General features: G+C 38.2%; 28 protein-coding genes. 13 read left to right on the top strand and 15 right to left on the bottom strand.

Going from position 1 to position 25,375, the window contains the following annotated elements:
- Positions 1-284 precede the first annotated feature (284 nt).
- From ribA to aroE, 4 genes are all read left to right on the top strand, one after another.
- Positions 285-887: a GTP cyclohydrolase II gene (gene ribA, locus G0028_RS02440; RefSeq protein ID WP_130074314.1), complete on the top strand. Its 603-nt coding sequence runs from the start codon at positions 285-287 to the stop codon at positions 885-887.
- A 418-nt stretch (positions 888-1,305) separates the two neighbouring features.
- Positions 1,306-2,247: an oxygen-dependent coproporphyrinogen oxidase gene (gene hemF / locus G0028_RS02435; RefSeq protein ID WP_180047289.1), complete on the top strand. Its 942-nt coding sequence runs from the start codon at positions 1,306-1,308 to the stop codon at positions 2,245-2,247.
- A 246-nt stretch (positions 2,248-2,493) separates the two neighbouring features.
- Positions 2,494-2,700 (top strand): hypothetical protein, encoded by a 207-nt coding sequence (locus tag G0028_RS02430; protein ID WP_130074312.1) that lies wholly within the window; start codon positions 2,494-2,496, stop codon positions 2,698-2,700.
- Between the two features lie 99 nt (positions 2,701-2,799).
- Positions 2,800-3,588, top strand: a complete 789-nt coding sequence (gene aroE, locus G0028_RS02425; protein ID WP_180047287.1) for a shikimate dehydrogenase — start codon at positions 2,800-2,802, stop codon at positions 3,586-3,588.
- Between the two features lie 64 nt (positions 3,589-3,652).
- Here the strand turns inward: aroE and G0028_RS02420 are convergent, their stop codons facing one another.
- Positions 3,653-5,977 (bottom strand): hypothetical protein, encoded by a 2,325-nt coding sequence (locus G0028_RS02420; protein WP_180047286.1) that lies wholly within the window; start codon positions 5,975-5,977, stop codon positions 3,653-3,655.
- Positions 5,978-6,213: 236 nt separating this feature from the next.
- On the opposite strand from G0028_RS02420, the gene G0028_RS02415 reads away from it, so the two are divergent.
- On the top strand, positions 6,214-8,037 hold the full coding sequence (locus tag G0028_RS02415; RefSeq protein ID WP_130074309.1) for an acyl-CoA dehydrogenase C-terminal domain-containing protein: 1,824 nt from the start codon (positions 6,214-6,216) through the stop codon (positions 8,035-8,037).
- 101 nt (positions 8,038-8,138) lie between these two features.
- On the opposite strand, the gene G0028_RS02410 is transcribed toward G0028_RS02415, so the two are convergent.
- Together G0028_RS02410 and G0028_RS02405 are read right to left on the bottom strand one after the other, a co-directional pair.
- Positions 8,139-8,588: a hypothetical protein gene (locus G0028_RS02410; protein ID WP_130074308.1), complete on the bottom strand. Its 450-nt coding sequence runs from the start codon at positions 8,586-8,588 to the stop codon at positions 8,139-8,141.
- Between the two features lie 73 nt (positions 8,589-8,661).
- Positions 8,662-9,737 (bottom strand): IS3 family transposase gene (locus tag G0028_RS02405; protein WP_180097343.1). Its coding sequence is split into 2 segments (ribosomal slippage): positions 8,662-9,485 and positions 9,485-9,737, totalling 1,077 coding nucleotides; the frame shifts between segments, so codons are not numbered across the junction.
- A 195-nt stretch (positions 9,738-9,932) separates the two neighbouring features.
- Here G0028_RS02405 and G0028_RS02400 point away from each other — a divergent pair.
- Positions 9,933-10,796, top strand: a complete 864-nt coding sequence (locus G0028_RS02400) for an IS982 family transposase (RefSeq protein ID WP_180046794.1) — start codon at positions 9,933-9,935, stop codon at positions 10,794-10,796.
- 78 nt (positions 10,797-10,874) lie between these two features.
- Here the strand turns inward: G0028_RS02400 and G0028_RS02395 are convergent, their stop codons facing one another.
- From G0028_RS02395 to hemW, 3 genes are read right to left on the bottom strand one after another with little or no spacing between them, the layout of a single operon-like run.
- Entirely contained in the window at positions 10,875-11,357 is a 483-nt protein-coding gene (locus tag G0028_RS02395; RefSeq protein WP_180046796.1) for a hypothetical protein, read from the bottom strand.
- 44 nt (positions 11,358-11,401) lie between these two features.
- Positions 11,402-11,728 (bottom strand): hypothetical protein, encoded by a 327-nt coding sequence (locus G0028_RS02390; RefSeq protein ID WP_227554762.1) that lies wholly within the window; start codon positions 11,726-11,728, stop codon positions 11,402-11,404.
- Positions 11,729-11,751: 23 nt separating this feature from the next.
- Positions 11,752-12,903 (bottom strand): radical SAM family heme chaperone HemW, encoded by a 1,152-nt coding sequence (gene hemW / locus G0028_RS02385; protein WP_180046798.1) that lies wholly within the window; start codon positions 12,901-12,903, stop codon positions 11,752-11,754.
- 133 nt (positions 12,904-13,036) lie between these two features.
- On the opposite strand from hemW, the gene G0028_RS02380 reads away from it, so the two are divergent.
- The 3 genes from G0028_RS02380 (at position 13,037) to G0028_RS02370 (ending at position 15,285) form a co-directional block, all read left to right on the top strand.
- Complete coding sequence (locus G0028_RS02380; protein ID WP_171405089.1) at positions 13,037-13,186, top strand: hypothetical protein; 150 nt, start codon at positions 13,037-13,039, stop codon at positions 13,184-13,186.
- Between the two features lie 235 nt (positions 13,187-13,421).
- The gene (locus G0028_RS02375; protein WP_180046801.1) at positions 13,422-13,883 is read left to right on the top strand and encodes a DMT family transporter; all 462 of its coding nucleotides are present in this window, start codon (positions 13,422-13,424) and stop codon (positions 13,881-13,883) included.
- A 100-nt stretch (positions 13,884-13,983) separates the two neighbouring features.
- Positions 13,984-15,285 carry an MATE family efflux transporter gene (locus G0028_RS02370; protein WP_180046837.1) on the top strand — a complete coding sequence of 434 codons (1,302 nt, stop codon included), beginning with the start codon at positions 13,984-13,986 and terminating at the stop codon, positions 15,283-15,285.
- A 43-nt stretch (positions 15,286-15,328) separates the two neighbouring features.
- On the opposite strand, the gene G0028_RS02365 is transcribed toward G0028_RS02370, so the two are convergent.
- Complete coding sequence (locus G0028_RS02365; RefSeq protein ID WP_130074304.1) at positions 15,329-15,538, bottom strand: DUF1737 domain-containing protein; 210 nt, start codon at positions 15,536-15,538, stop codon at positions 15,329-15,331.
- A gap of 198 nt (positions 15,539-15,736) precedes the next feature.
- Between G0028_RS02365 and G0028_RS02360 the strand changes: the two genes are divergently transcribed.
- Together G0028_RS02360 and G0028_RS02355 are read left to right on the top strand one after the other, a co-directional pair.
- Positions 15,737-17,029, top strand: coding sequence for an ABC1 kinase family protein (locus tag G0028_RS02360; protein WP_180046803.1), 1,293 nt, complete (start codon positions 15,737-15,739; stop codon positions 17,027-17,029).
- Between the two features lie 230 nt (positions 17,030-17,259).
- Positions 17,260-17,508, top strand: a complete 249-nt coding sequence (locus G0028_RS02355; protein ID WP_130074302.1) for a type B 50S ribosomal protein L31 — start codon at positions 17,260-17,262, stop codon at positions 17,506-17,508.
- A 69-nt stretch (positions 17,509-17,577) separates the two neighbouring features.
- On the opposite strand, the gene crcB is transcribed toward G0028_RS02355, so the two are convergent.
- Both crcB and G0028_RS02345 read right to left on the bottom strand, forming a co-directional pair.
- Positions 17,578-17,958 carry a fluoride efflux transporter CrcB gene (gene crcB, locus G0028_RS02350; RefSeq protein ID WP_130074404.1) on the bottom strand — a complete coding sequence of 127 codons (381 nt, stop codon included), beginning with the start codon at positions 17,956-17,958 and terminating at the stop codon, positions 17,578-17,580.
- A 144-nt stretch (positions 17,959-18,102) separates the two neighbouring features.
- Positions 18,103-19,014, bottom strand: a complete 912-nt coding sequence (locus G0028_RS02345) for a DUF2071 domain-containing protein (protein WP_130074301.1) — start codon at positions 19,012-19,014, stop codon at positions 18,103-18,105.
- A gap of 158 nt (positions 19,015-19,172) precedes the next feature.
- On the opposite strand from G0028_RS02345, the gene G0028_RS02340 reads away from it, so the two are divergent.
- The gene (locus G0028_RS02340; RefSeq protein ID WP_180046805.1) at positions 19,173-19,505 is read left to right on the top strand and encodes a HopJ type III effector protein; all 333 of its coding nucleotides are present in this window, start codon (positions 19,173-19,175) and stop codon (positions 19,503-19,505) included.
- Between the two features lie 115 nt (positions 19,506-19,620).
- Here the strand turns inward: G0028_RS02340 and G0028_RS02335 are convergent, their stop codons facing one another.
- The 3 genes from G0028_RS02335 to G0028_RS02325 all read right to left on the bottom strand — a co-directional run bounded on the left by G0028_RS02335 (position 19,621) and on the right by G0028_RS02325 (position 21,963).
- Positions 19,621-20,031, bottom strand: coding sequence for a GFA family protein (locus G0028_RS02335; protein ID WP_130074299.1), 411 nt, complete (start codon positions 20,029-20,031; stop codon positions 19,621-19,623).
- Between the two features lie 68 nt (positions 20,032-20,099).
- Complete coding sequence (locus G0028_RS02330) at positions 20,100-21,314, bottom strand: TIGR03862 family flavoprotein (RefSeq protein ID WP_180046807.1); 1,215 nt, start codon at positions 21,312-21,314, stop codon at positions 20,100-20,102.
- Positions 21,304-21,963 carry an SAM-dependent methyltransferase gene (locus G0028_RS02325; protein ID WP_180046839.1) on the bottom strand — a complete coding sequence of 220 codons (660 nt, stop codon included), beginning with the start codon at positions 21,961-21,963 and terminating at the stop codon, positions 21,304-21,306. The genes G0028_RS02330 and G0028_RS02325 overlap by 11 nt, the downstream gene beginning before the upstream one ends.
- Positions 21,964-22,044: 81 nt before the next feature.
- Here G0028_RS02325 and G0028_RS02320 point away from each other — a divergent pair, with 81 nt between their 5' ends.
- Entirely contained in the window at positions 22,045-22,212 is a 168-nt protein-coding gene (locus G0028_RS02320) for a DNA gyrase inhibitor YacG (protein WP_130074296.1), read from the top strand.
- Between the two features lie 388 nt (positions 22,213-22,600).
- Here G0028_RS02320 and G0028_RS02310 read toward each other — a convergent pair whose 3' ends face one another.
- From G0028_RS02310 to G0028_RS02300, 3 genes are all read right to left on the bottom strand, one after another.
- Positions 22,601-23,245, bottom strand: a complete 645-nt coding sequence (locus tag G0028_RS02310; protein WP_180097346.1) for an MBL fold metallo-hydrolase — start codon at positions 23,243-23,245, stop codon at positions 22,601-22,603.
- A 9-nt stretch (positions 23,246-23,254) separates the two neighbouring features.
- The gene (gene hemH, locus G0028_RS02305; protein ID WP_180046811.1) at positions 23,255-24,268 is read right to left on the bottom strand and encodes a ferrochelatase; all 1,014 of its coding nucleotides are present in this window, start codon (positions 24,266-24,268) and stop codon (positions 23,255-23,257) included.
- A gap of 63 nt (positions 24,269-24,331) precedes the next feature.
- On the bottom strand, positions 24,332-25,348 hold the full coding sequence (locus tag G0028_RS02300) for a DUF4062 domain-containing protein (RefSeq protein WP_180046813.1): 1,017 nt from the start codon (positions 25,346-25,348) through the stop codon (positions 24,332-24,334).
- Between the last annotated feature and the right edge of the window lie 27 nt (positions 25,349-25,375).

Genomic DNA, 25,375 nt, shown 5'->3' with positions numbered 1-25,375 from the left:
AAGCGAGGTACACGGGTTAGCATGATTGAGAAATCGAATCATATCACATTCGATCAGCCACATTTATAATGATGCGTCATTGAATTCAATCCAATGATGCAAGTATGTTCATGATCGTGATTATCCTGAATAATCTATCTCTAGATCAACTATTATTGTCTGCTTTATACAAAAAAGAAAATTTTATCGCAAAGTTATCTATAAAAACTTGTTTGACAATTCTACCAATGTCCAAGCATTACGCTATACTTTAGTCAATTTCTAAACAAAAAATGGAAAATTCTGTGCCAATAGCGTTTGTTGCCACTTCAAAATTACCTACTGCTTATGGTGATTTTAAAATTTCTGTATTTCAGGATCCTCAGACGGGCGAAGAGCATGTTGCTCTTTCTAAAGGTTTGGAAAATGCGCCTTCTGAACCCGTTTTAGTTCGTATTCATTCCGAATGTTTAACAGGCGATGCCTTCGGTTCTTTAAAATGTGATTGTGGCCCACAACTGCATAACACCATGAAAATGATGAATGACGCAGGTCAAGGCGTGATTTTATATTTACGTCAGGAAGGTCGTGGTATTGGTTTGACCAATAAAATCCGTGCTTATGCTTTGCAAGATCAAGGACATGACACTGTAGATGCCAACTTGCTGTTAAATCTACCTGCCGATGCACGGACTTATGAAATGTGTAGCATCATGCTCGATCATTTACAGGTTAAACACGTCAAACTCATTACCAATAATCCGTTGAAATTAAAGGCGTTAACTGATCTTGGCATTGATGTCATTGATCGTGTGCCCTTGACCGTAGGCTTAAATGAATTTAATGCAGATTATTTAAAAACCAAACATGATCGTATGTCACATATGTATGATAAAGATGATTTTTAACTACTGGCGACTTTAAAAGCCATTTCATTTAAAAATTAGAGATTAAGCAAATAAAATTCACTTCCATTTTATTTGCTTCCTAACTTTTTATTTAACGATGAGTCAGCGAGTGAATATCGCAATACCAAAACTAAAACAATTCGTTGAGATATTAATAGCATTTAAATAACACGCTGTGATTGAGTAAATGACTTTTCATCTATAAAACATCAGCGTTACAGAAATGAAATAACATCAAAACAAATGCTTAAACTGTATGCATGATGCATATAAAATTTATGTTAAATTCGCTATTTATTTCACTGCCCCACACGACAAAAAAGAAATCATTCAAAAGCCTTACTTTTTTTATGGTTTTGTGTTTTTATATACTCAATACAGCATTTTTTGAATTCAAATCTTCCCAATGAGGGTCATCATGCAGAATCCAACTTCAGCTGATATTCAGCGTGTCCGTGAATTTCTCCTCGACTTACAAGCCCGTATCTGTGCAGGCTTAGAAACTCGTGAACTTGAAAGCGGTGGTACAGCAATATTTGAAATCGATGAATGGGAACGTCCAGAAGGTGGCGGTGGTCGTTCACGTGTTTTACAAAATGGTACGGTAATTGAAAAAGGCGGTGTGATGTTCTCACACATTAACATTTCAAAACTGCCAGCTTCTGCAACAGAACGTCATCCACAAATTGCAGGTGCAAAAGCCCAAGCACTCGGTGTTTCCTTAGTAATTCATCCTAAAAACCCAAATGTCCCAACCTCTCATGCCAATGTACGTTTATTTGTCGCTGAACCTGAAGGACAAGACCCAATTTGGTGGTTTGGTGGTGGTTTTGACTTAACGCCATTTTATCCCAACGATGAAGATGTTTTAGCGTGGCATCAAAAAGCCTCTGATCTATGCGCCCCTTTTGGTGAAAATGTGTATGCTGAACATAAAAAATGGTGTGATGACTATTTCTATTTAAAACATCGTGATGAGCAACGTGGTGTAGGTGGATTATTCTTCGATGACTTAAATCAATGGGATTTCGAGAAATGTTTTGAATATATCCAAGCGGTCGGGAATGGTTATTTAGAAGCAATCTTACCTATTTTCCAAAAACGTCAAAATCAACCATTTACCAAAGCGCAACGTGATTTCCAATTGTATCGCCGTGGTCGCTATGTTGAATATAATTTAGTGTATGACCGTGGAACACTGTTTGGCTTACAAACAGGTGGGCGCATTGAATCTATTCTCGTCAGTATGCCACCGCTTGCAGCATGGTCATATCGTCCCGAATGGGATGAAGATTCAGCAGAAAAACGCTTAACCGACTATTATTTAAAACCTAAAGATTGGCTTGCTGAATTAAAATAATTTTGATGTCAAATATAAACAGAAATCTCTTTAGGGTTTCTGTTTATGCTTTTAATGCACTCTATTTTTGATTTCATTCTTACAAAACACACGCATACCCACATAGTTTGTCACACTTTCACTACGCCTTTGCCATCTTTTCATGCTGAAATGGCGTACACTAAAACTCCGACCTAATCCCACGACATGGACAGCAAAATCAATTTTTATTTGCTATTTTGTATGCCCTACACTCAGGAAGTTGAGATGCAGACAAAACGTATTAACCTTAACTGTGCGGTATTTTGCATACTTTTCATTGCCCTCATGAGTGCGATCAGCACAGTGATTTTTTCTGAAAAGCCCTTGAATGATCATTTTGGTTTTAGCTTAATGTTCTTTGCAATTATCGGTTTATGTTTAAATATGTCTTATATTTTTATGAACACGATTCGAGATATTTGTAACCCATAATTTTTTAGTCTTTTCAATGTTCTTGTTGAGATTTAGGCTTTAGAGCAATGCATTTTTGACGTATATTAAGCCCTCTTTTTAGCCCAAGGATGTTGCAACATGCGCAAACAGTTTGCCGTTATTGGTAATCCTATCGAACAATCTCGCTCCCCTGAGCTTCATCATGCTTTTGCTGAAAAAACAGGAATTGCACTCGATTATGTCAAACGTTTTGCGCCTTTAGATGGTTTTGAAGACAGTGTTCAGGCTTTTTTTGCAGATCATGGCACAGGCATGAATGTCACTGTACCATTTAAAGAACAAGCTTTTGCCTTATGTCAGCATCTTTCTGAACGTGCAAAAATTGCGAAAGCAGTCAATACCTTATGGATGGAAAATGGCGAACTGCATGGCGACAATACGGATGGACAAGGTCTAGTCGAAGCCATTCAGGCACTCGATTGGGCATTAGACCAGACCTCAATTTTAATCATTGGTGCAGGTGGTGCGACCCGTGGCGTGATTTATCCATTGGTACAAGCTGGTGTAAAAAAAATAGTCATTGCCAATCGTACTCTTGCACGTGCTGAGCAATTAATTGCTGATCTACAAGATGCAGTTCCTGAGGCAACATTATCTGCCTGCGCTTTAGATGATCTCAATGGACAATTTGACATTGTCATCAATGCAACCTCAGCAAGCCTTTCTGGTGATGCTTTAATTTTACCAGAAAGTTTACAGTTTAATGCAGCTTATGAAATGGCATATGGCAAAGCTTCAAGCTTTTTAGACCAAGCCAAAGCACGTGGTGTCGCAACTTCTGAAGGTTTTGGCATGTTGGTTGGTCAAGCCGTAGAAGCTTTTTATATTTGGCATGGGGTGAAGCCGAATATTAAAGATTTTCTCTAAAAAATTGTTTGGATTTTTAATAAAAAGAACCTCCGTAGAGGTTCTTTTTACAGCATTTAAAATTTTATTTTAAATTTGCATCGCTCAAGGCAATGTAGGTTTCTTTAAATAGTGCATAATCAATAAATTCCACTGAATTTTCAGTTAAATTTGCAATAACATTGTCTTTAAACTTGTTATTTTTCAATGCCACATAGGCTTTACCCAGCGTCTTTACCGTTTTCTTAAACTCATCTTGTTGCAATGCCTCAAGACCATTTTCTTGCTCAAATTTTTCTGCATAATAATGTGCAAATACGGCTTCTGCGGTCTTGTATTTCTTCAACAATTGCTGCATTTCAATCACGCTTTTTTGTGCTGTCATTGCTGCAACCACAACATCATCAACATCATTACCTAAATCATGGTCAAACTGCTCATCTTCTTCTAAATGATGCTTTTTCTTTAAAGCCTCAATGTGTTTTAAAGCTTGCCCTTTCGGATTGTAAATATCTTCATCACTGTAAGAATAAGCATATACAGCAGCAATCTCTTGTAAATCTTGTGCAGAATACTGTTTTACAATTTGTGCTGAATCATGCGTGAGTTTGGCAATAAATACGGCCTTATAGGTTTTTTCATAAGACTGTGTTTGTTGATAAACTTTATTGGCTAACTGCTGTAATGAGTCAGAGAAATCAATGACTTTGCCTTCATCTTCTGAGGCTTTTCCAAAGCCGCCAAACAATTTTTGCATTGGGCTGCCTTTAAAGACCTCTTGGAATGACTTCGCTTGATTTAAACTTTGACGGTCAATTTTGCTGGCATTGCCATAATTTTTAAACTGCATATCAAATTTGACATTTAATTTACGTTGAAAATCATCTAAGTCATAGTTTAAATCATAGTCAGCTTTGACCATACGCCCCTTTTCATCAAGTGAAACATCTATAATAAAAGGGTTACGCTTTTCTTGCGAAACTAAAACGGCATCAATCTCTTTTTGATTCTCTAGCCACAATTGCTTAAATTGTTGTGCAGTAACCAATTCATCTTTTGAACCCAATGATGCAAATTTTTCAGTTAATGCCTTATTCTTTTCAGATAACTGCATTTCGACCAAGGACGGTGCTGAAGTCGCTTCAAAGACATCTATGTCATAAGCATACTGACAATAAGTCACATCACCGATTCGTAAGTTTGTTTTATTTTGTGTTAAATCTTCACATTGTTGTGAAGTCAATAATACACCTTCTTCAGATTCCTCATCTTCTTCACTACTCGCCGTCGCATCTGCAGCTGTTGCATCCATTGCCGCAGCTACCGCAGCATCAGCCGCTGCTGTTGCTGTTTCTGCTGTTGCGATGTCGTCATCTTCATCAGAAATATCTAAAACCGTTTTATTCACTGCTTCATAGAGTTTATACATCGCAGCAGTGGCTTCATCACGCTCCTCTTCTGCCGCATGCTCAGCCTCTGCTTCCGCAACGGCTTGTGCAGCTAAGTTTTCAATTGCTGACTGTTCTGCCGCTGCTGCATCTATGCCAAAGACAGCATGCATTAAATAATCACGGTTAACCGTGCCATATAAACTTGCCTGTAAGAAAAATTCTTCAACACTGCCATTTAAACGAATTTTTTCAACAATCCCTTGCTGCTTTTCAGCCGCACTCACACGTAGATTTTGTACTTGCTTTGGGTCAGCCAAAACATAACTTGTTGCACTTGATTGTTTTAAAAATTCAATCAGTGCCTTATTGTTTACTTTCGAAATTTGATCTTTATATTTTGAAAAATCTAAATAAGCATACTTATCTTGATCTTGTGGATTTGCCAAATAAGGCATCAATGAAAAAATTTGGGTATAAAATTTATAATCACTAAAATCAATCACTGTCGGAATTCGTACTGCAACCAATAAGTTCGGTTTTTTATACTGCGATGACAGATTAAGTGACGCTATTTTTTGCCGATAATTGACTGTCCCGTCATACTGAATATTTAAATCATTCAGCATACTTTCAACAAAACTTGAACCTTTCCCCAATACATCCGACAGGGAGGATACATCTTGCTTAGCAAGACTTTGATATAAAGCTTGCTGATCTTCATGTGTTAATTTGATCTGTTGTGCTTTTAAATACTGATCTAATTTTCTTTTAATCTCAGCATCTAAACTTAACTCTGGATTGGCATAAGTGTTTGTTTTTACATCCTGACTTTGAGCTAAATTGACCTTGACCTGACCTGAATAATCAAAACTTGGATACTCATAAATTGCGTTTAACGCCTGTGTTGCACGTATAGATGACGTTATATCTGATTGGTTAGGATTGGTTTTAATGACATGAGATGAACATGCACCCAAACTCAAACTAAAAAGACTTAAAGTTAAATATTTTAATCGCATAAGATTGTCTAACACCTTGAATAATTATAATTACCAATAGCAATATTTAAAATAATATTTTAAAAATTGATTAAAACTATAGCAAATAATTAGCTAAATGACCTGCATTATTTATAACAAATTAGCCTTTCTGACATTTTATTTATTGACAATTATCAATGTAATTCTATCTGATTTATGAATAATAAAATTATCGATCAAAGATCCACAACTATTTTTAAATTAGGATTAAAGACATGCCAGCATATAAAGCCCCGCTCCGTGATATTCGCTTCTTAATGAATGAAGTTTTTGACTATCCTGCACACTACAAAACACTTTCGATCGGTGAAAATGCCGATGCCGATACCGTAGATATGATTTTAGAAGGTGCAGCCGATTTTTGTGAAAATGTACTTTCTCCTTTAAACCAATCAGGTGATGAAGAAGGCTGTCATTTTAAAGATGGCGAAGTGACTACACCTAAAGGCTTTAAAGAAGCCTATGAACAATTTATTCAAGGTGGTTGGCAAGGTCTGTCTTATCCAGAAGAGTTTGGTGGTCAAGGCTTACCAATGTCTCTTAATCTTGTAAAATCTGAAATGATGGGGACTGCAAACTGGTCATTCACCATGTACCCAGGTTTAAGTATGGGTTGTATGAATACCATCATGCAATTTGGTACAGAAGAACAAAAAGCGACTTACATGCCTCATCTTACGGCGGGTACTTGGTCAGGCACGATGTGCTTAACTGAACCACAATGTGGTACAGACTTAGGTCAAGTAAAAACTAAGGCTGAGCCAAATGCAGATGGGACTTATGCAATCACAGGGACAAAAATCTTTATCTCTGCAGGTGAGCATGATTTAACTGAAAATATTGTTCACATCGTACTAGCACGCCTTCCAGATGCACCTGCAGGTACTAAAGGTATTTCGTTATTCATCGTACCTAAATTCATCCCAACTGCGGATGGCGGTGTAGGTGAACGTAATCCTGTAACCTGTGGTTCGATTGAACACAAAATGGGGATCCGTGCTTCTGCAACTGCTGTACTCAACTTTGACGCAGCAACAGGTTACTTGATTGGTGAAATCAATAAAGGTTTACATGCCATGTTTACCTTCATGAACACAGCACGTATCGGTACTGCGGTTCAAGGTTTAGCGCATGCTGAACTTTCTTTCCAAGGCGCTTTACCATACGCAAAAGATCGTATGTCTATGCGTGCACTTTCAGGTAAAAAAGAGCCTGAAAAAGTGGCTGACCCGATCATTCACCATGCTGATGTACGTCGTATGTTATTGACGCAAAAAGCGATTGCTGAAGGTGGTCGTTCAATGATTTATCATGCAGCTCAACTTGCAGATAAAATGGCTGATGCTCTTGCACAAAACGACCAAGCAAAATTTGATGAATATGATGACAAACTTGGTTTCTATACCCCAATCCTCAAAGGTTTCTTAACTGAAATGGGCTTGGAAGCTGCAAACCACGGTATGCAAGTCTTTGGTGGTCATGGTTATATCAAAGAACATGGTATGGAACAGATCGCACGTGATGCGCGTATTTCTACCTTATATGAAGGGACAACAGGGATTCAGGCACTTGACTTGATCGGTCGTAAAGTACTGCTTTCTTCTAAAGGTAAAGTGGTTCGTGAATATACAGGTGAAATCCTGAAATTCTGTGGTCAACATGCACGTAATAAATACATGCGCCGTTTTGCATGGGATCTCACCAAGATCTGTGCACAATGGAATGCGTTAACTGTACGTATCATGCTTGCTGCACGTAAGGACCGTGACATCGTCTCTTCTGCTTCTGTAGACTTCTTAATGTTCTCTGGTTATTCAATGATGGCGTATTATTGGGCACAGCAAGCGGCTGTTGCTTCTGAAAAATTAGCGTCTGGTACAGGTTCAGAAACTCCTGAATTCTATAAAGCAAAAATCAAAGTGGCTGATTTCTACTTTGAACAATTGTTACCACGTGCACAAGGTCATGCAGAGTCTATGGTGAATCCTTCTAAGACGATGATGGCACTTGAAGCAGATCATTTCAGCTTTGATTACTAAACTTTCAGTCATTTGAAAATTTTAAAGACCGCTTCGGCGGTCTTTTTTTTCTCATTCAGTATTCATCGAAATTTAAAATTCAAACTATTGCAAAATTATCTTTAATCACAAGTTATTTTAGGTTTACTTACTTCACTAGCGGAAACCAAATAGGTAATATCTAGTACTGAAGGATCTATAGAAGAATATAATGAAAAGTTTTTTATTTTGATCTTTGCATTTCCTTCATATAAACAACCTTTTTTACCATTTATTGGTAAATTAAGTATCTTATGAGCCTCTCTAGAATTTTTAAAACAAAAGTTGGCACTTACAGGAGATGGCGCAGCCTTAAGCTGTTTGAGTGAAAGATTAAAACAGACAGGGTTTTCTATACCCATAACTGTATAATCCTCATAATTTCTAGAATATTGCCCAATAAGAATTGCTTCCCCACTGTATAACGGCTCTTCATAATCTTGACCAACCCCTATTAATTTAAATGTTTGTGCTTGAGCAAAAACAGATATAAACGGCAATATAAAAAAAACACTAACAATATTTTTTTTCACGCTTATTCCTCTTCTTCTAAGGTAATACCCCCATTATTAACTGAGGTCAAAATTAGAAAACTCCAAGCCCTTGTTATCGTTTAAAGTTAGGTGGTCTGCCATCAATTGCCATATGTGGTCTTTCATGATTATAAAAGTACTGCCACGCAGTTGTATAGTTTTGTACCTCCTCAATATTGTCAAATAAATGCTGATTTAAACATTCATAACGCACTGTTCGATTAAAACGCTCAACATAGGCATTCTGCTGTGGATTGCCAGGTTGGGTAAAAACATGCTCAATCTCATGCTTTTTACACCACTGATCCATTAAATCACTCACATATTCTGGGCCGTTATCGGATCGAATACGCTTGGGCTTTCCTCGCCATGCAATCAGTTGATCTAGGTCTCTCAGAACTCTTTGAGCTGGTAGTGAAAAATCCACCACCATGATTAAAGACTCACGATTATAGTCATCAATGACATTATGGACACGATAACTGCGCCCATCACTCAATTGATCATACATAAAATCCATCGACCATGATTCATTCTGAACAACAGGTACAGCAAGCCTCTCAGGGATTTCACGCTTTATGCGCTTGTTTGGTTTGATTCTTAAATTCAGTTCAAGTTCCTTGTATATTCGGTAAACTCGCTTATGGTTCCATTTATATTGCTTAACATTACGTAAATACAGGAAGCAAAGCTTAAAGCCCCATGTTTTATGATCATTCGTCAGCTGAATTAACCAATGTGCGATCTGCTGATTCTCATCATCCAAACAGGTCTTATAGCGATAGCAGGTTTGACTCACATTGAAGATTAAACAGGCCATAGTGACTGAAATATTAAATTGCTCAGTCGCCTGCTGAGCAAGTGATTTGCGCTGTTGTGGCCTTAAAACTTTTTTGATAATGCATCTTGCAGTACATCTGATTTAAGGCGCTCATCAGCGTACATTCGTTTTAAACGTGCATTTTCAGCTTCGAGTTCTTTTAGCCGAGTCATAAGTGATAAATCCATACCACTATATTTGGACTTCCACTTGTAGAAAGTTGCTGTACTCATCCCATGCTCACGACAAAGGTTAGGCACGGGTGTTCCTGCTTCAGCTTGTTTTAAAATGCTCATGATTAAGCTATCTGAATATTTAGATGTTTTCATGGAAAATCTCCTTGTTCAAAGACTAGTCGATTTTCTACTTTTAAACTCGTTTAATTTTCGGGAGCATTACCCTAAAAACTAACACAACTAAATAATTTTAACCTGAGTTCGATATAAAAAAAGAGTATAAAAAAAAGCCCTGTATTTGTAACATATTGGTTCTCAAGACAAAATGTTATAAAACAAGGCTTTTCAATGGATCATATTACCGAATTATTTTGTATTTTGGATGATTTCTGCAAAAAATTTAATGAATCTTTAGAGAAAGCTTTAATTTCTGATCAAAAATCTAGGTTGAAAAAGTCAGCTTTAAGCTTGTCTGAAGCAATGACCATTGTCATTTTATTTCATCAATCTGGGTTTAGATTCTTCAAATATTTTTATTGCCAAATGATCGTTCCATTCTGGAAATCTGCTTTTCCTAAACTGCTTAGCTACAACCGATTTATTGAAATCATGCCCCGTTGTTTGCAAGCTCTGAGTAGTTTCTTCCATCAAGTAAAAGGAAAAGATACGGGAATCAGTATCATTGACTCCACTAAATTGGTGGTTTGCCATAATCTTCGGATTAAAAGGCATCGTGTATTTAAAGGTTTGGCCGGTCGTGGAAAAAGTAGTACGGCTTGGTTTTATGGTTTTAAATTACATTTAGTTATCAATAATTTGGGTGAAATTATTAACCTCAAACTCACATCGGGAAATGTTCATGATGTTGCTATATTAGATTCTTTAACTCAAGAATTAAAAGGGATCCTACTCGGAGACAAAGGCTATTTGAGCAAAGCAAAAGCCGAAGCTTTAGCAGCAAGAGGACTGAAAATATTGACCCCATCACGTCGGAATATGAAAAACAAACCTATCCAAACAGAAGAAGAAAAACAATTACTTTGCAGAAGAGGATTGATCGAAACAGTGAATGATCAATTAAAAAATTTACATCAACTTGAACATTCACGTCATCGTTCGGTAAATAACTTCATGGTGAATATCATGGCTGCTGTAGTGGCTTATTGTTTGAACCCCAATAAGCCAACTTTCCAAAATATGTTAAAAGGCTAAGTAGATTTCATCGAACTCAGGTTAATTTTATTAAACCAAATAAATATAATTACATCATCATAAGTTACCTACTAAAAATTAGTCATCTTTCGGCGCAGGTTCTTTCACTGTTTTTAATAGTTTAAATTTATTATGTTCAAAGAGATAAAATCGAGTGGTGATACTCTCCACTTCCCAATTTTCATTATTATGTTCTTCTTGAGTGACCAATAGACGGCTGTTTGCCCGTGAGTCGATCACATCTTCCTGACTTCCCTCACCACCAAAACCGCCCTCCAGCAACTTTCCTGTCCGTTTATTGATAAAGGCATAACTACGGCAGCTCGCACCACAACCCCACATGGTAATGACATATTCACCTGCAAAATTTGGCTTTTCTTTTAATGCATCACGTAAACGAGTGCGAAACATTCGGGCACTTTCATCCCTCATATCCAATTGTGCAGTTTTACCCGTATAAGGTTGAACAGGATAATCCTTAAATTGAGGGACATTACTTTTAGCATAGCTCAATGTCATTCCCATCAATGAGAATAACAATGCAATCAATATTTTTTTCATTGTTATATTCCTAGTCAAACAGCATTTATATCGTTGTTTATACATTAAACATACGGAGAATATGGCTCATCCAATGTTGCTATCCAACATTGAAATGCATCTGACATTTCTTTCTTTTGTTCTTTGCTAACATTAGCATACGAATAAAATCTTTCATAATCTTTTCGATGTTGACTGCTTTCAATTCTCTTTGCCAATGCATCAATAAAAGCTCGACCATTTTTTAAATAACTTTGAATCGCCTCTTCATCCAAAACAATCGTCTTTTCATATTCTGCTACTCTCAAATCGATAATAACGTTGAGATACATCCTCGCATCATCTTTATACAACTCCCAACGATGTGGCTCTATTTCTATTAATTGCATCATTTATTTTCTCCAATACCGATTTATTAAAGAAACGCTTCTAAAACTGAATTTAAAAATAAATGTCCTTTGTTGGTACAATTTAAAATATCAGGATCATTCACCATCAACTGACGCTGTTTTAAAGAATCTAAAATCTCTAAATCTTTTAAATCCAAACCTGTACGTTCTGCATATAAATCTGCTTTTACGCCATCCATCAAACGCAGTGCATTCATCATAAATTCAAAAGGCATATCTTCATTTTCAATACGTTTAAATTGCAAATTTTCCGCAGGCACTTTGGCTAAATAGTCTTTCGGTAAGCGGGTTTTCTGAAAACGATATACACCATCCGCTTGAGTCACTTTGCCATGCGCCCCTGCCCCGATTGCCAAATAATCGCCAAATTGCCAATAATTCAGATTATGTGCAGAAGGTTGTTCTTTACGCCAAGCCGACACTTCATAGTTGATAAATCCATTGGCTTTTAAGTACGCTTCGCCCTGTTCCTGAATATCTTCCAACACATCATCGACAGGTAAAATCGGCTGTGTACGGAAAAATACGGTATTGGGTTCAATGGTCAATTGATACCAAGAAATATGCGTTGCACCACTTTCCACCGCAAGTTTTAGATCATTTAACGCTTGTTCTAAAGTCTGTTCAGGCAAGCCATGCATCAAATCTACATTGACACGTTCAAAGCCTGCTTGTTTGGCATGTTGAATCGCCAAAATCGCATCATCATTGGAGTGAATACGTCCCAATTTTTTTAAATGCTCGGTATTAAAACTTTGTACCCCTATCGATAAACGGTTAATGCCTACATCCAGATAATCTGCAAATGGATCATGCTCCACCGTGCCGGGATTGGCTTCCAACGTAATTTCACAGCCTTGTTGAAATGGAATCAGAGCTTTTAATTGGGTAAATAACCATTGATAACCCTGCGCTGAAATCAGTGAGGGCGTACCTCCACCAATAAATACACTATGAATTTCACGTCCCTGCGCAAAATCAATTTGTGTTTTAAAGTCCTCAACCAATGCCTGTAAATATTCCTGTTCCAAATCTAAAGACAATTTTCCATCAGGCACGGCATGCGAGTTAAAGTCACAATAAGGACATTTACGCACGCACCACGGCATATGAATATAGAGAGAAAGTGGAATATTTTGAGGATTTAAATCAGCCAAGGAAGAAGCTCAGAAAAATTTGGAGAATGGTGAATTTTAGCATGAGTCAGAGTGATTCAAATCAGACAAATGAAAATGATTTTTCAGCTAAGATCTTTATAATTTCAGAAAATAATGAAAAGAGCACTACAACATGGAAATTGATCATATTTTACACCACACTCCAAAATTAGAACTTAACGATGCGGTGCTATCGCAGGCGACATGGATGTCGCCGTTGGGCAAGGGTGATATGGATATCCCCTTTGTCCAACAAGGGATTTTTGTTACTTTTTATCCCTAAAAAGTAAGGCATCGCCTACGCAAAAAAATTCGAACTTTGTAATATCAATGAGGCAGTGCAGAATAATATTCTACTCATTTCTTTGATGATCAAGTTAGCATACTTTTTTAGAACACCACTGATTTTAGACCACTGCTTCCACTGATTTTTTACTATTAGACTGTATCTATCATTCGCACATTGCTTAACTTTGCATTAGACTAAAATTCAGACAGGGAACACAGACAATAAAAATATGATGAAGCTCTCGAGCCAAATGCTTTTATTATTGCCTCTTGCGATGGGCATTGGCATTGCCATGACCTTTCAAACTGCACTGAATTCACAAGTACGAGAATATTTACACTCCCCGATTCAAGCTGCCCTTTTGTCCTTTTTAGTTGGTACAATAGTCCTCGCTATTTTTGTGTTTTTTCAGTCTGCGCCCAAACCCACATTGCAAAATTTGGGGCAAATTCCGTGGTATTTATGGCTGGGTGGATGTCTAGGTGTGTATGCCATCAGTATCAGCATTTATACCGCGCCCAAACTCGGCTTTTTAACCTTGTTTGGTCTGATTATTTTTGGGCAAATTTTGATGTCGATGGTGTTTGATCAATTTGGTTTACTCGGCGTCGAAAAAACACAACTCAATTGGCAACGTCTTTTAGGTGGCGTGGTGATTTTTATTGGTGTGCTTCTCACTCTACAACGCTAACCGTTTTTTATTCTAAGCACATTTAAAACGAGTAATTTCTGTGTCTGAATCCATAAAAGCCACAACTACCCGCTTTGAATTAAAGCAACTGTTTCACTTGATGCTTCCGATTTTGGTCACTCAGTTTGCCTACGCAGGTTTCGGACTGATTGACACCATTATGGCAGGACATATGTCTGCCGAAGACCTCGCCGCGATTGCTGTCGGTGTCGGCTTGTGGATTCCAATCATGTTGCTGTTCAGTGGCATCATGATTGCAACCACACCTTTGGTGGCTGAAGCCAACGGCGCACGTACACCTGAACAAATTCCGAGTATCGTGCGCCAATCCCTGTGGGTGGCTTTGGTGCTCGGCATTATTGCCATGCTGATCTTACAAGCCATGCCCTTATTGCTGCCGCTGTTTGGTGTACCTGACTCATTATTGCCTAAAGCAAGTCTGTTTTTACATGCCATTGCTTTTGGTATGCCTGCTGTCACCATGTATGCAGCGCTGCGTAATTATTCAGAAGCATTAGGTTATCCACGTCCTGTTACATTGCTCAGTCTGATGGCTTTAGTGGTTCTGATTCCGCTGAATTTTATTTTTATGTATGGCATTGGCCCCATTCCACACTTAGGCAGTGCAGGCTGTGGTTTTGCTACCGCCATTTTACAGTGGCTGATGTTTATTGTTTTAGCCATCTATGTGTTTAAAGCCAAACGCTATCAAAAGACTCAACCACTCACGCATTTTGAAAAAATTAATCCTGTTTTGATCAAACGAATTTTAAAGTTGGGTTTCCCGATTGGACTTGCGATCTTTTTTGAAGTGAGTATTTTCAGTACAGGGGCTATTGTTCTAAGTACTTTGGGTGAGGTCACTATTGCAGCGCATCAGATTGCGATTTCGGTGACATCACAATTATTTATGATTCCGATGTCATTGGCACTTGCCTTAACGATTCGGATCGGAACCTATTATGGTGAAAAGAATTGGGTGGCTATGCGTAAGGTACAAAAAGTCGGCATGTTGACTGCTACAGTATTTGCATTCATTACCATGTTACTCATGTGGTTGCTGCGCAATGAAATTGTGGCGGTCTACACCTCTGATTATGAAGTTGCTCAGATTGCAGTGTATTTAATTTTATTCGCAATTGCCTATCAACTGATGGATGCATGGCAAGTCAGTGCCGCAGGATGTTTACGTGGCATGCAAGACACTAAAGGTCCAATGTGGGTGACGATGCTTGCCTATTGGGTGATTGCTTTCCCTGTCGGAATTTATCTAGCACGTTATACCGAATTGGGTGCTGCAGGTGTATGGACGGGCTTAATTGTCGGTTTAAGTATCGCTTGTGTGTTATTGCTGATGCGTTTGTTTATGAATAATAAAAGACTCAGTCAGCAGACCCATTAAACTTGTAATATGATTCACTCTGTGTTGTCGGATGTGGTAGCAATTATAATTTTGCCATCGCATCCTTCAATCCTAGCGGAACTTCACTGTCATCCCCCACTTCTTTCACAATGGCTTGCCCAACAATCACATTCTGACCATTAAATGTCATGGTCGGTGAACCATAAAGTTCATAGCCTTCATTCAGTGCTTTGGTGACTCTGGCACAAAAATTCACATCATCCTGACCTGTTAAATAACGATAAACTTTCATAGTCACTCACCACATTTTCAACTAAAATCATTGTAACGCGAAACAAGGCGTACACAATGAAAAATCCAAGCAATGCTGCTTTTAGAAAAATAGCAAAGTAGAAACAATATCTTAACAATTTAAAGTAGGCAGTTTAAGAATAGTCGCCTATGATCAAAATGAGAAAAAAACTTCATCAAAGTTTAAGGATTTGTCTGAATGTCGAAAAATTCAAGTACACCAGGTCGTCGTTTTATGAAACTTGCAGGGATGACCGCAAGTATTGCGACCAAAACTGTGTCCAATTCCATTCGCAACTTTAATGCTGATGAAGATCAAAAAAATGAAGCTCGCAGCAAACTGTTTCAAGACATTGGTTTACAAATTGCTGACACCTTAGGTGAAATGAAAGGTGCAGTAATGAAAGTTGGACAAATCGCTTCACAGTACAAAGATATTTTTCCACCTGAAGTGGCAAAAGCCATTGCAAAACTGCAACGCCAAGCCCCTGCCATGCCCTTTGCTGACATCAAAAAACAGGTCGAAAAAGAATTAGGCAAACCTTTAGAGCAAGTCTTTACAAGTTTCGAAGAACAACCTTTTGCCGCTGCATCTATTGGGCAAGTGCATAAAGCAACCCTACCGAATGGCACAGAAGTTGTGGTTAAAGTGCAATATCCGGGTGTAGATGAGGCTTGTGAAAGTGACTTAAAACAAGTCCGTTTGGCGCTGCGCTTAATGGGTGTGTTAAAAGTCGATAAAAAACTACAAGACCGTTTATTTAAAGAAATTCAAGACAGTTTGCATGAAGAACTGAACTATGAAATTGAGGCACAGAACTTACAAGTCTTTAAAACATTCCATCAAAGCTTAGATAACAAAATTATTATTCCTCATGTTTATCCTGAATATTCAAGTAGACGTATTCTGACGCTGAGCATGGAAAAAGGCGACAATATTGAAACTGCAAGTACATGGGACTTGGCGATTCGCAATGAAATCGGTGAACGTTTAATTCGAGCATTGGGACAGCAAATATTCTTTTTAAAACGTTTTCACTGCGACCCACATCCTGGTAACTTTGCTTTCCGCGCCGATGGTAGCGTGATTATTTATGACTTTGGTGGCGTAAAAACCCTTTCTACAGAGATCATTAGCCATTTTAAAACTTTAGTGCGTGCAGGTCGTAAAGCCGATATTAGCACCATTGAAAATGAATTAATCGCTTTGGATGCCCTTTCTGAAAAAGGTAAATTTCCTGAAGATTTATATAAAGAATGGTTAGAAGTTTTATTACGCCCACTGACTACACATTATGATTTTGCTGAAAACTCAGCACATCATGATGGCATGAAACTGGTGAAAAAATCACTGAAATATTGGGATGTTTTCAAGCCCTCACCCGATACACTCATGGTCAATCGCACAATTTCAGGACATTATTGGAACCTGATCCAACTCAAAGTCCACGATGATTTAAGCGATGTCTTTGAAGAATTAGTTCCTCAGTAAAATTAAGATTTTATTCATGTTTAGTTAATTATTTTTTAAGCAGCTCCGATTAAAGTAAAACCATATTTTGAAGTCTAAGCAAACTATCCTCCTGCTTAGGCTTCTTTTTTTTTGCCTTATTTTTTGACTCATCTTTTCAACATGGTCCTTAACAAACTTAGAATGCACTTTACATTTTAAATGTTATGTTATAACATTTCTTTTATCAAAAAAATTTATTGGAGAATAATATGCGTCCTAACATCCATCCTGAATACCGCCAAGTTTTATTCCACGACACCAATGCCAATGCGTACTTTGTGATTGGCAGTACGATTCAGACCAAGCAAATACGTGAATACGAAGGGCAAGAATATCCTTATGTGGCCTTGGATATTTCAAGTGCTTCGCATCCGTTCTACACAGGTGAAGTCCGTCAAATCAACAATGAAGGACGTATTGCAAGCTTTAACAAACGTTTTGCACGTTTTAAACGCTAATTTTCACCCACATATTTGAGTTTAATTTATTCACTGTAGCCTAAAGCACTCCTCCCTTTAGGCTTTTTTTTATTTTCCATTTAACATCATTTGAAACAGATAAAAACCGATGGCTAAACAAATAAGACCAACAATGACGCTTGAAATGGTATATGCCAAAGCAAGTGGAAATTGTCCTTGACGAATGAGCTGAAATGTCTCCAAACCAAAGCTAGAAAATGTGGTAAAACCACCCAAAATTCCGACCATTAAAAAGAGACGCGTTTCTTGCTGTAAAATTGGATATTTCTGTGTAAATGCAAAAAACACCCCTGCTAAAAAGCAACCTAAGAGATTAATCGACCATGTTGCCCATGGAAATAAACTCTGGGGTTTAACAATGATGAGTCCTGCACCATAGCGTAAGCTTGCACCGATTGCACCCCCACATGCGACCAATAACCAATTCATTTCAATCGTCCCACGTGTGTATAAATCCAATGTTATCCACAGAATAGCACTTGGCTCATCAAGAATCTAATCAGGTTGTTGATTTAAAACCATGCAACTCAAACAAGAACAATCATTTAATTTTAAGCTGTCATGCCCTTCTCATTATTTTTCTGTCTTTTTCATATCTACTGATGCATTGACCTCAGTTTCATTCGATATAGATTCAACAGGATTTTCGCCCAATACATGAAAATCTAAATGTGGAATAAAAAAGCATAAGGCTTTACTTTGTGCATCAATCCCAAACTCTGCAAGCAGTGGACAATCAATTTCTTGTATTTCTAAAGGACGAATTTGTGCAAAATCACTGACAATTTGAATATTACCCTGAGAAAGCTGTTGTGGCTGATCAACACACTCTACCCAAACATGCTCTTGTGGCACAAAAAATTCTAAAGCGTCATCCCATGTTGGAAAAACATTAGCCCAATCCCCTTGTAACGGCTGCTCAACCGTATTTTTCAGTTTTACATCTAAGCAATAACGTTCATCCATATTGATTTTGGCATGAATCTTTAAATGCGCCTCTCCTTGCTCAACATGGTGTACAAAATTTGGATCATATTGTGCGGGCATCGCATCACTCAACATACGCCCACCCATGACATGCAACATTTTATCTACCACGATTTGCTCAAAAATCACTGTTTTAGGGAGTAAATCTGCTGCCAAATAAAAGCGCCAATTACTCTGATGTGGAGAAGGAAATATTTTCCGAGCAGGACCAAAACAATGTAAGCCAAAGTGATGGTGATGATAAAACAAAATACTAAAAATGGTTTTTCCTTGATGCTCCCATAAACGAATCGGCTCAGGAAAGCGTTGCTTCACCAAATCAACATCCACCAACCATGACATATAAACGGTATCTGTTGCTTGGCTTTCTAAACGTAAAAACGGTGAAAAACGCATTAAATAACGGCGTAAAATCAACAAAATGGGAGATTGCAATAATCGTGAAAATAAGCGGAAAAATATTTTTTCTTGTTTAAATTTAAATAAATGGCGATTCATAGGGTAATTTAAAATCTTATTTGAGCGATTGCTATCCTGTTTTGATATTAACAAAAAAAGCAATGTCTATTCATTTTAATCGCAGAGCATGTCGATTTTAATACATTTTCGCTATCATAGCGCAGTATTCAATTTTAGACCCTTTTGGAAATTAAAAAATGACCCACCCACTTTTGACACAACTTGCAGCAGGCGAAGCCCAATTTTCAGATGTATTGGCATTTATTGAAGCACGCTATACACACACCCCAACTGCCTTTCAAAATGGCCAACAGCACAATGCTTCAACAGAAAACCAAGGCAGTGCAAAGGTCTTTTCATTTGCTCAGCTAAATGGATTGGATCAGGCACAAACCTTGAGTTTATTTGCTGAACATTATGCTGCTGTTTTGGCAAGCCCTGAAGCAACAGACCACCAAAACATTCGTCAGTTTATGCAAAATGGTTGGGAAGGCATCAAGTTTGAAGGTAACGCTTTAACTGCAAAATAACCCTACACAGGTTATTCCTCCCTTTTTAAAAGGCGAAAAACACTGCTTTGCAAGGGAGGAATGTAATTAAAATAAATGATGATTATGATGTGATTTGACTCTTTAATTCACCCCATTAAGGTCGTTCATCATACTGTGGCAAACCATCACAAATCGTGTCCCACTCTGCTTTATAAGCAGCAAAAATGTGCATAGTCGGCTTATGCTCAAGTGGGGTATCTAACGTCCCAATTCTTAAACGATAAGTATCAGGCGTTTCGGCTTTAATGCTGATAATCGGTGAACCACACTCAGCACAAAAACAGCGTTCTGTGGTTGGTGTAGAAGCAAACTTTTTCAGTAAAGCTTCACCTTTGACAATTTTAAAATCAGCTTTTTGAATCGGGGCGTTGGTGGCAAAGGCTGTCCCATTGGCTTTACGGCAACGCTTGCAATGACACTCGATAAGGTCACCAATTTCACCATGAATTTCATAATGAATCCCGCCACACAAACAACTTCCTGTATATAATTTTTCAGCAGACATGCCTTTCTCTCTTCATATCAAACCATTTCAAAGTAGCATATATTTGGAAAGTTAATCTAAATTTAATCTTATACAATTTTTGCATCATGGCTTAAATATTGATGTACACCTTGCCCTGCTGCACGCCCTGTCGCAAAACAAGCCGTCAACAAATAGCCGCCTGTAGGTGCATCCCAATCCAACATTTCCCCACAACAAAATACAGATGAATTGGATTTGAGCTGTAAATACTCATTCAATCCCGTTTTTCTGACACCGCCAGCACAACTGATCGCTTCCTCAATGGGACGAAAACCTGACAGCTCAATTTTCAAATGCTTAATCTCATGCGCTAACGTTTCGACTTGATTCCACAAAGATTTATCGACGATTTCACGCACTAAACTGGCTTTAGCAACATCCAAACCTGCTTTACGCCAAATATTCGCAGTAGATTGTTTTCTTGAGGGTTGTAATTTTTGTATCAATTGCGCAAGGCTTAAATCAGGCAATAAATCTAAATATAGTGTTAAAGCCTGCTCCTGCTTTTGTAAAGCACGCAAAGCCCGACCTTGTTTATAAATCAACCCACTTTCCAAACCATAATGGGTGATGACAATATCACCCTGCGTCTTAGACTGTCCTTTTACCCATGCTTCAACACGTTTCAACGGTTGCCCTAATACAGGTTGCATAAACGTCGACCAAGCTCTTTCAACGCCCGCATTGCTTGCTTGAAAGGGTTCTATTTCATTCGCATCTAACCATTTTTGCCATGCACCGTCACTCCCTAGGCGTGACCATGATACTGCGCCACAAGCAAGAACAATTGCATCAAAATTTTGTTCAAATATCTGTTCTGATTTTAAATTTTGAATGCTTAAAGTCTGGTGTTTTAAATCCAAAATTTGATGACGATAATGAAATTTAACCTTCTGTTCCATCAAACGTTTTAACCATGATCGAAGCAAAGGTGCAGCTTTCATTTCAATCGGGAAGATCCGCCCTGACGTCCCGACATAAGACTCAATCCCTAAATCCTGCATCCATGCTTGAATCCAATTTGCATCCCATTGTTTGATCCAAGGACTTAACCATTGCACCTGATCATAACGTTGTAAAAATTGTGCTATAGGCTCGGCATGGGAAATATTCAGCCCTGTTTTCCCTGCCATCAAAAACTTACGTGCTGCTGAAGGCTTTTGCTCAAAGACATGCACGTCATAATCAAATGCACTGAGTACTTCCGCAGCCATTAAGCCTGCAGGTCCTGCCCCAACAATGGCAATTCGCTTATTCCTCATCTGTAAGCTCAGTCACTTGTACATTTTGACCTTGTAAAGGCTGAAAATCATCAAAGCGAGTGACATAGTTTTCAGGCTTAGAAATGACCAACTGTTGACACAATTCACCACGCGCTAAATATTTCACTTCAAAATGCGTACGTGCTGAATCCTGTGCAATCACCTGTTTTTCATAAGGCAATTTCCAAATATCCTTGAGTTGTTGCTCTGCTTCTGCAATATATTCGGGAATATTACTTGCCAATGTCACTGTACCGTTATACTGCAAGCGTGAAATTAGAAATTCAAAAAATGGCATATTTAACCAACGCTGAGCAGGATTATGTGGTTCAGGATTCGGATATAAAATAAAGAATTGTTGTACTTGTTGTGGATACAAGGCATGTACCACCCACGGTAAAGCATCTGCATGAATTGTGGTTAAATTGGCTTGTCCTTCAAGCTGATGCTGTTTTTGCATGGCTAAAAATTTTTCTCGTGTCCTTTCAACCGCAATGAGTTTTAAATCAGGATGTTGTCCTGAAAACAGCAATGCATGTTTACCCTTGCCTGCGCCAATTTCTATACAAATAGGATTATTTTCAATCGGTTGAAAATCACGGGGAGCATGCATACGCTGCGCTTGAAATTGACGAATCGGCATAATCAGATCAAACTAAGAAAAATCGGCACAAGTCTAGCAAGTCTCACGCACTTTGCCTATTTCACTTTTCAAAATGAGGAACAAATCATGCCACGCACTTTTCCATGCCCACGTTGTGGTGAGCCAACGACTTGGGAAAATAATGAGTTTCGTCCATTTTGTTCAGATCGTTGTAAACTCATTGATCTGGGTGCTTGGGCTAGTGAAGATTATAAATTACCGACAGAAGATGCCCCGCAAGCTGAAGACTCATAAGTACGGGCAATATTTCATTACAATATAACAAGAGCAACTGATGCACTTTGTATTATAACTTAACCATATTTTCAAATTATTGCTGTTTTATTTTAAAAATAATGTGACTTCACTCGAGAAAAATTATGTCTTTCGTATTAAAAATTATTTTTATTCTTTCGCTTATTTTAAGTTTGCTTTTTATTGTCCTCGGCTTTTACGCTTCTGATGGACTCTTCTTTGTCATTGCCATACTTTTCATCATTGCAGCAGTTTTAATCGGCTTAGAGATTCGTAAAAAAAATTCTAACCCTTTTGAATAGCGTAATAGATGATAAAAAAGCTTTATTCACTCAAGGTTTATTACCAAAAGGAATAAAGCTTTTTACGGCAAACGTAAAAGAAGAGTTTAACCTGCTTTACTTGCTACAAATGGATTATGCTGTTTTTCAAAACCAATTGTACTCATCGGTCCATGCCCAGAAATAAATTGGGTTTCATCAGGCAAACTAAAACATTCACGTTGAATCGAGTCTAATAACTGTTGATGATTGCCTTTCGGAAAATCTGTCCGCCCAATCGAACCTTTAAATAAAACATCACCCGTCCACAGTACGCCATACTTTGCATTGTAAAACATCACATGGCCGGGTGTATGTCCCGGTGCAAAGCGTACTTCAAACTCTTCATCCCCTATTTTCAGCGTTTCGCCACCTTCTAACCATTGATTGACCTGCACAAGTTCAGGGATAGGAAAACCATAGCGCGCTGATACTTCTTGAATCATATCCAACCAAAAAGCATCTTCTTTATGTGGACCAATCACAGGTACATTCCAATCTTTCACCAGAGCACCGACAGCGCCTGCATGATCTAAATGCCCGTGTGTCAGCCACAACACTTTTACTGTTAGACCTAAAGCTTCGACTTCTTTCTTTAATTTTTCAGGCTCACCACCTGCATCAATTAACACCGCTTCTTTAGATTCAGAATCCCACACAATTGAGCAATTTTGAGCAAATGCAGTGACGGGTACAATTTTGACTTGTAACATATTTTTTCCTCAAATCGCTTTAAATGTGGTACTGAGTGGATCTAAATTTGCTTGTAACAATTCAGCTAAAAATTCAATATGGGCAGCATCACTATTTAATGCAGGAATATATTGATACGACTGCCCGCCTGCTTGCATAAATAATTCTGCATTTTGCAATGCCAATTCTTCTAAAGTTTCCAAACAGTCGGCTGAAAATGCAGGACTCATAATTTGTACTGACTTCACGCCTTGTGCTGCCCAATCTTGTAATACTTGGTCTGTATAGGGTTTAACCCATTCTTGTTTACCAAAACGAGATTGGAAACTAATTTGCCATTGATCATCCGTTAAATTTAGAGCATCTGCAACTTTCTGTGCCGTCACACGACAACGCTCTGCATAGGGATCACCTTTATCTGCATAAGGCTGTGGAATACCATGAAAAGACATCAATAATTTTTCAGCGTAGCCATGCTCTTGTTGAAACCGAATGACGCTGTCTGCTAAAGCCTGAATATATGCAGGATGTTGATAATAATCACGAATAATGGTCAGTGCAGGCAAATTACGTTGTGTGGGGATCCATTTTGCAACAGCATCATACAAGGGTGCAGTCGATGTTGCTGAATATTGTGGAAAAAGTGGCAACAAAATAATTTGATCATACTTTTGCTGCTCGGCATCTTGCAGTACTTGCGTAATCCCAGGTTGACCATACGTCATCGCAGGAACAAGATGCAGATCAAGTGTTGGATTTTGTGCGATAAGTTGCTGCTTTAATAGGCTGGTTTGCTGTAACAAAATTTCTCGCATAGGAGAATCTTTTAGCCACACTTGTGCATAAGCATGCGCAACGCGTTTAGGACGAAATGGTAAGACAAAAGCATGTAAAATAATTTGCCAAATGAACTTGGGAATTTCAATCACACGCCCATCAGACAAAAACTGTTTTAGAAAGCGCCGAACAGCCACCTCAGTCGGCGCATCAGGCGTACCTAAATTTGCAACAATCACTAAAACTTTCGGTTTTGCAAGCTTCATTGTATTTTCAAATTAATTGACTTCACTATACCTTACCGAATATCTAAGCAAATGTCCTTAATTTTAGATAATCAAAGAACGTGCACCTAACATTTGTGAGTTTTCTAGAAGTCTTAAAGCTTTGCTAGTAATTTGCCATAACATACGCTGACGATCATCACGACCAATCGGTACAATCCAATCATTTTGCCGCATTTGCTGTTTAATGGTATGTAAGGCACGCACATTAATTTGCGCGCGTGCCACAGCATGTACTCTTGGCATCGAAACCTGAACATCAGCTAAACCAGATCGATTCAGATATTCATTTAATACTTTAGAAAAGCTATCTTCAGGGGTCTTTTGTCTAAACTCTACAGATAATACTTTTAAAATTTCAATCCATGTCATTTCACGGATGGGATTCATTTCTTTAAAATTGCCATCTTGATAAGCATGAACCCGATAGTCAAAATTAAACACATCGTGAATAGACACTTTCGGTAGAGTCAAGAAAGGGTCTGCTTCTTTCGGCGCTTGACTGTGTTTTACCTGTGCCAATTGCGTTTTTAAACGATCAATTTCATCTTGCAACACTTGGATATTTTGTGGACGTACCCATCCCACAACAGGATAACGCTCCAACATTTGTGGCATATAAGAACGTACGCTTAATTCTAAATCTCTTAAGGTTCTATACGTCACCACTTGCTCAACTTCTCTTTGCAACTGGTTTCGAAACTCATAAAACTTTTCTTTTAATTCTGCACGTGATTCCTGCAAAGTCGCATCACGTGACTCAGGCGCTTCATGCAAAAAGACAATTACAGGTTTTTGTTTGGTCACAGCATAAATATATTCTAAATGCATATAGCTGACACCAGACACGGACTGCTCTCCGTATTGGCTTCCTAAAAGCAATAAAACGTAATCACAATCATCAATCTGACGACGTGCAAATGCTGTGCTTAAAGGTGTACGTTGCTCTAAACCCCATGAAAAAAATCCCATTCCAATGAGTGTTTGTGACACGATCATTCGTTCTGGCTGCATTTCTTTGCCAGATGTTGTAATAAAGACTTGATAACGTTTGTCGAGCATAGGTTAACCCATCCTTCTCATATAGCT

Source organism: Acinetobacter piscicola, from assembly GCF_015218165.1.
In the GTDB taxonomy this organism is placed as follows: domain Bacteria; phylum Pseudomonadota; class Gammaproteobacteria; order Pseudomonadales; family Moraxellaceae; genus Acinetobacter; species Acinetobacter piscicola_A.
Note: the sequence above shows the minus strand (reverse complement) of the source record. Positions and strands in the feature narration are given on the sequence as shown.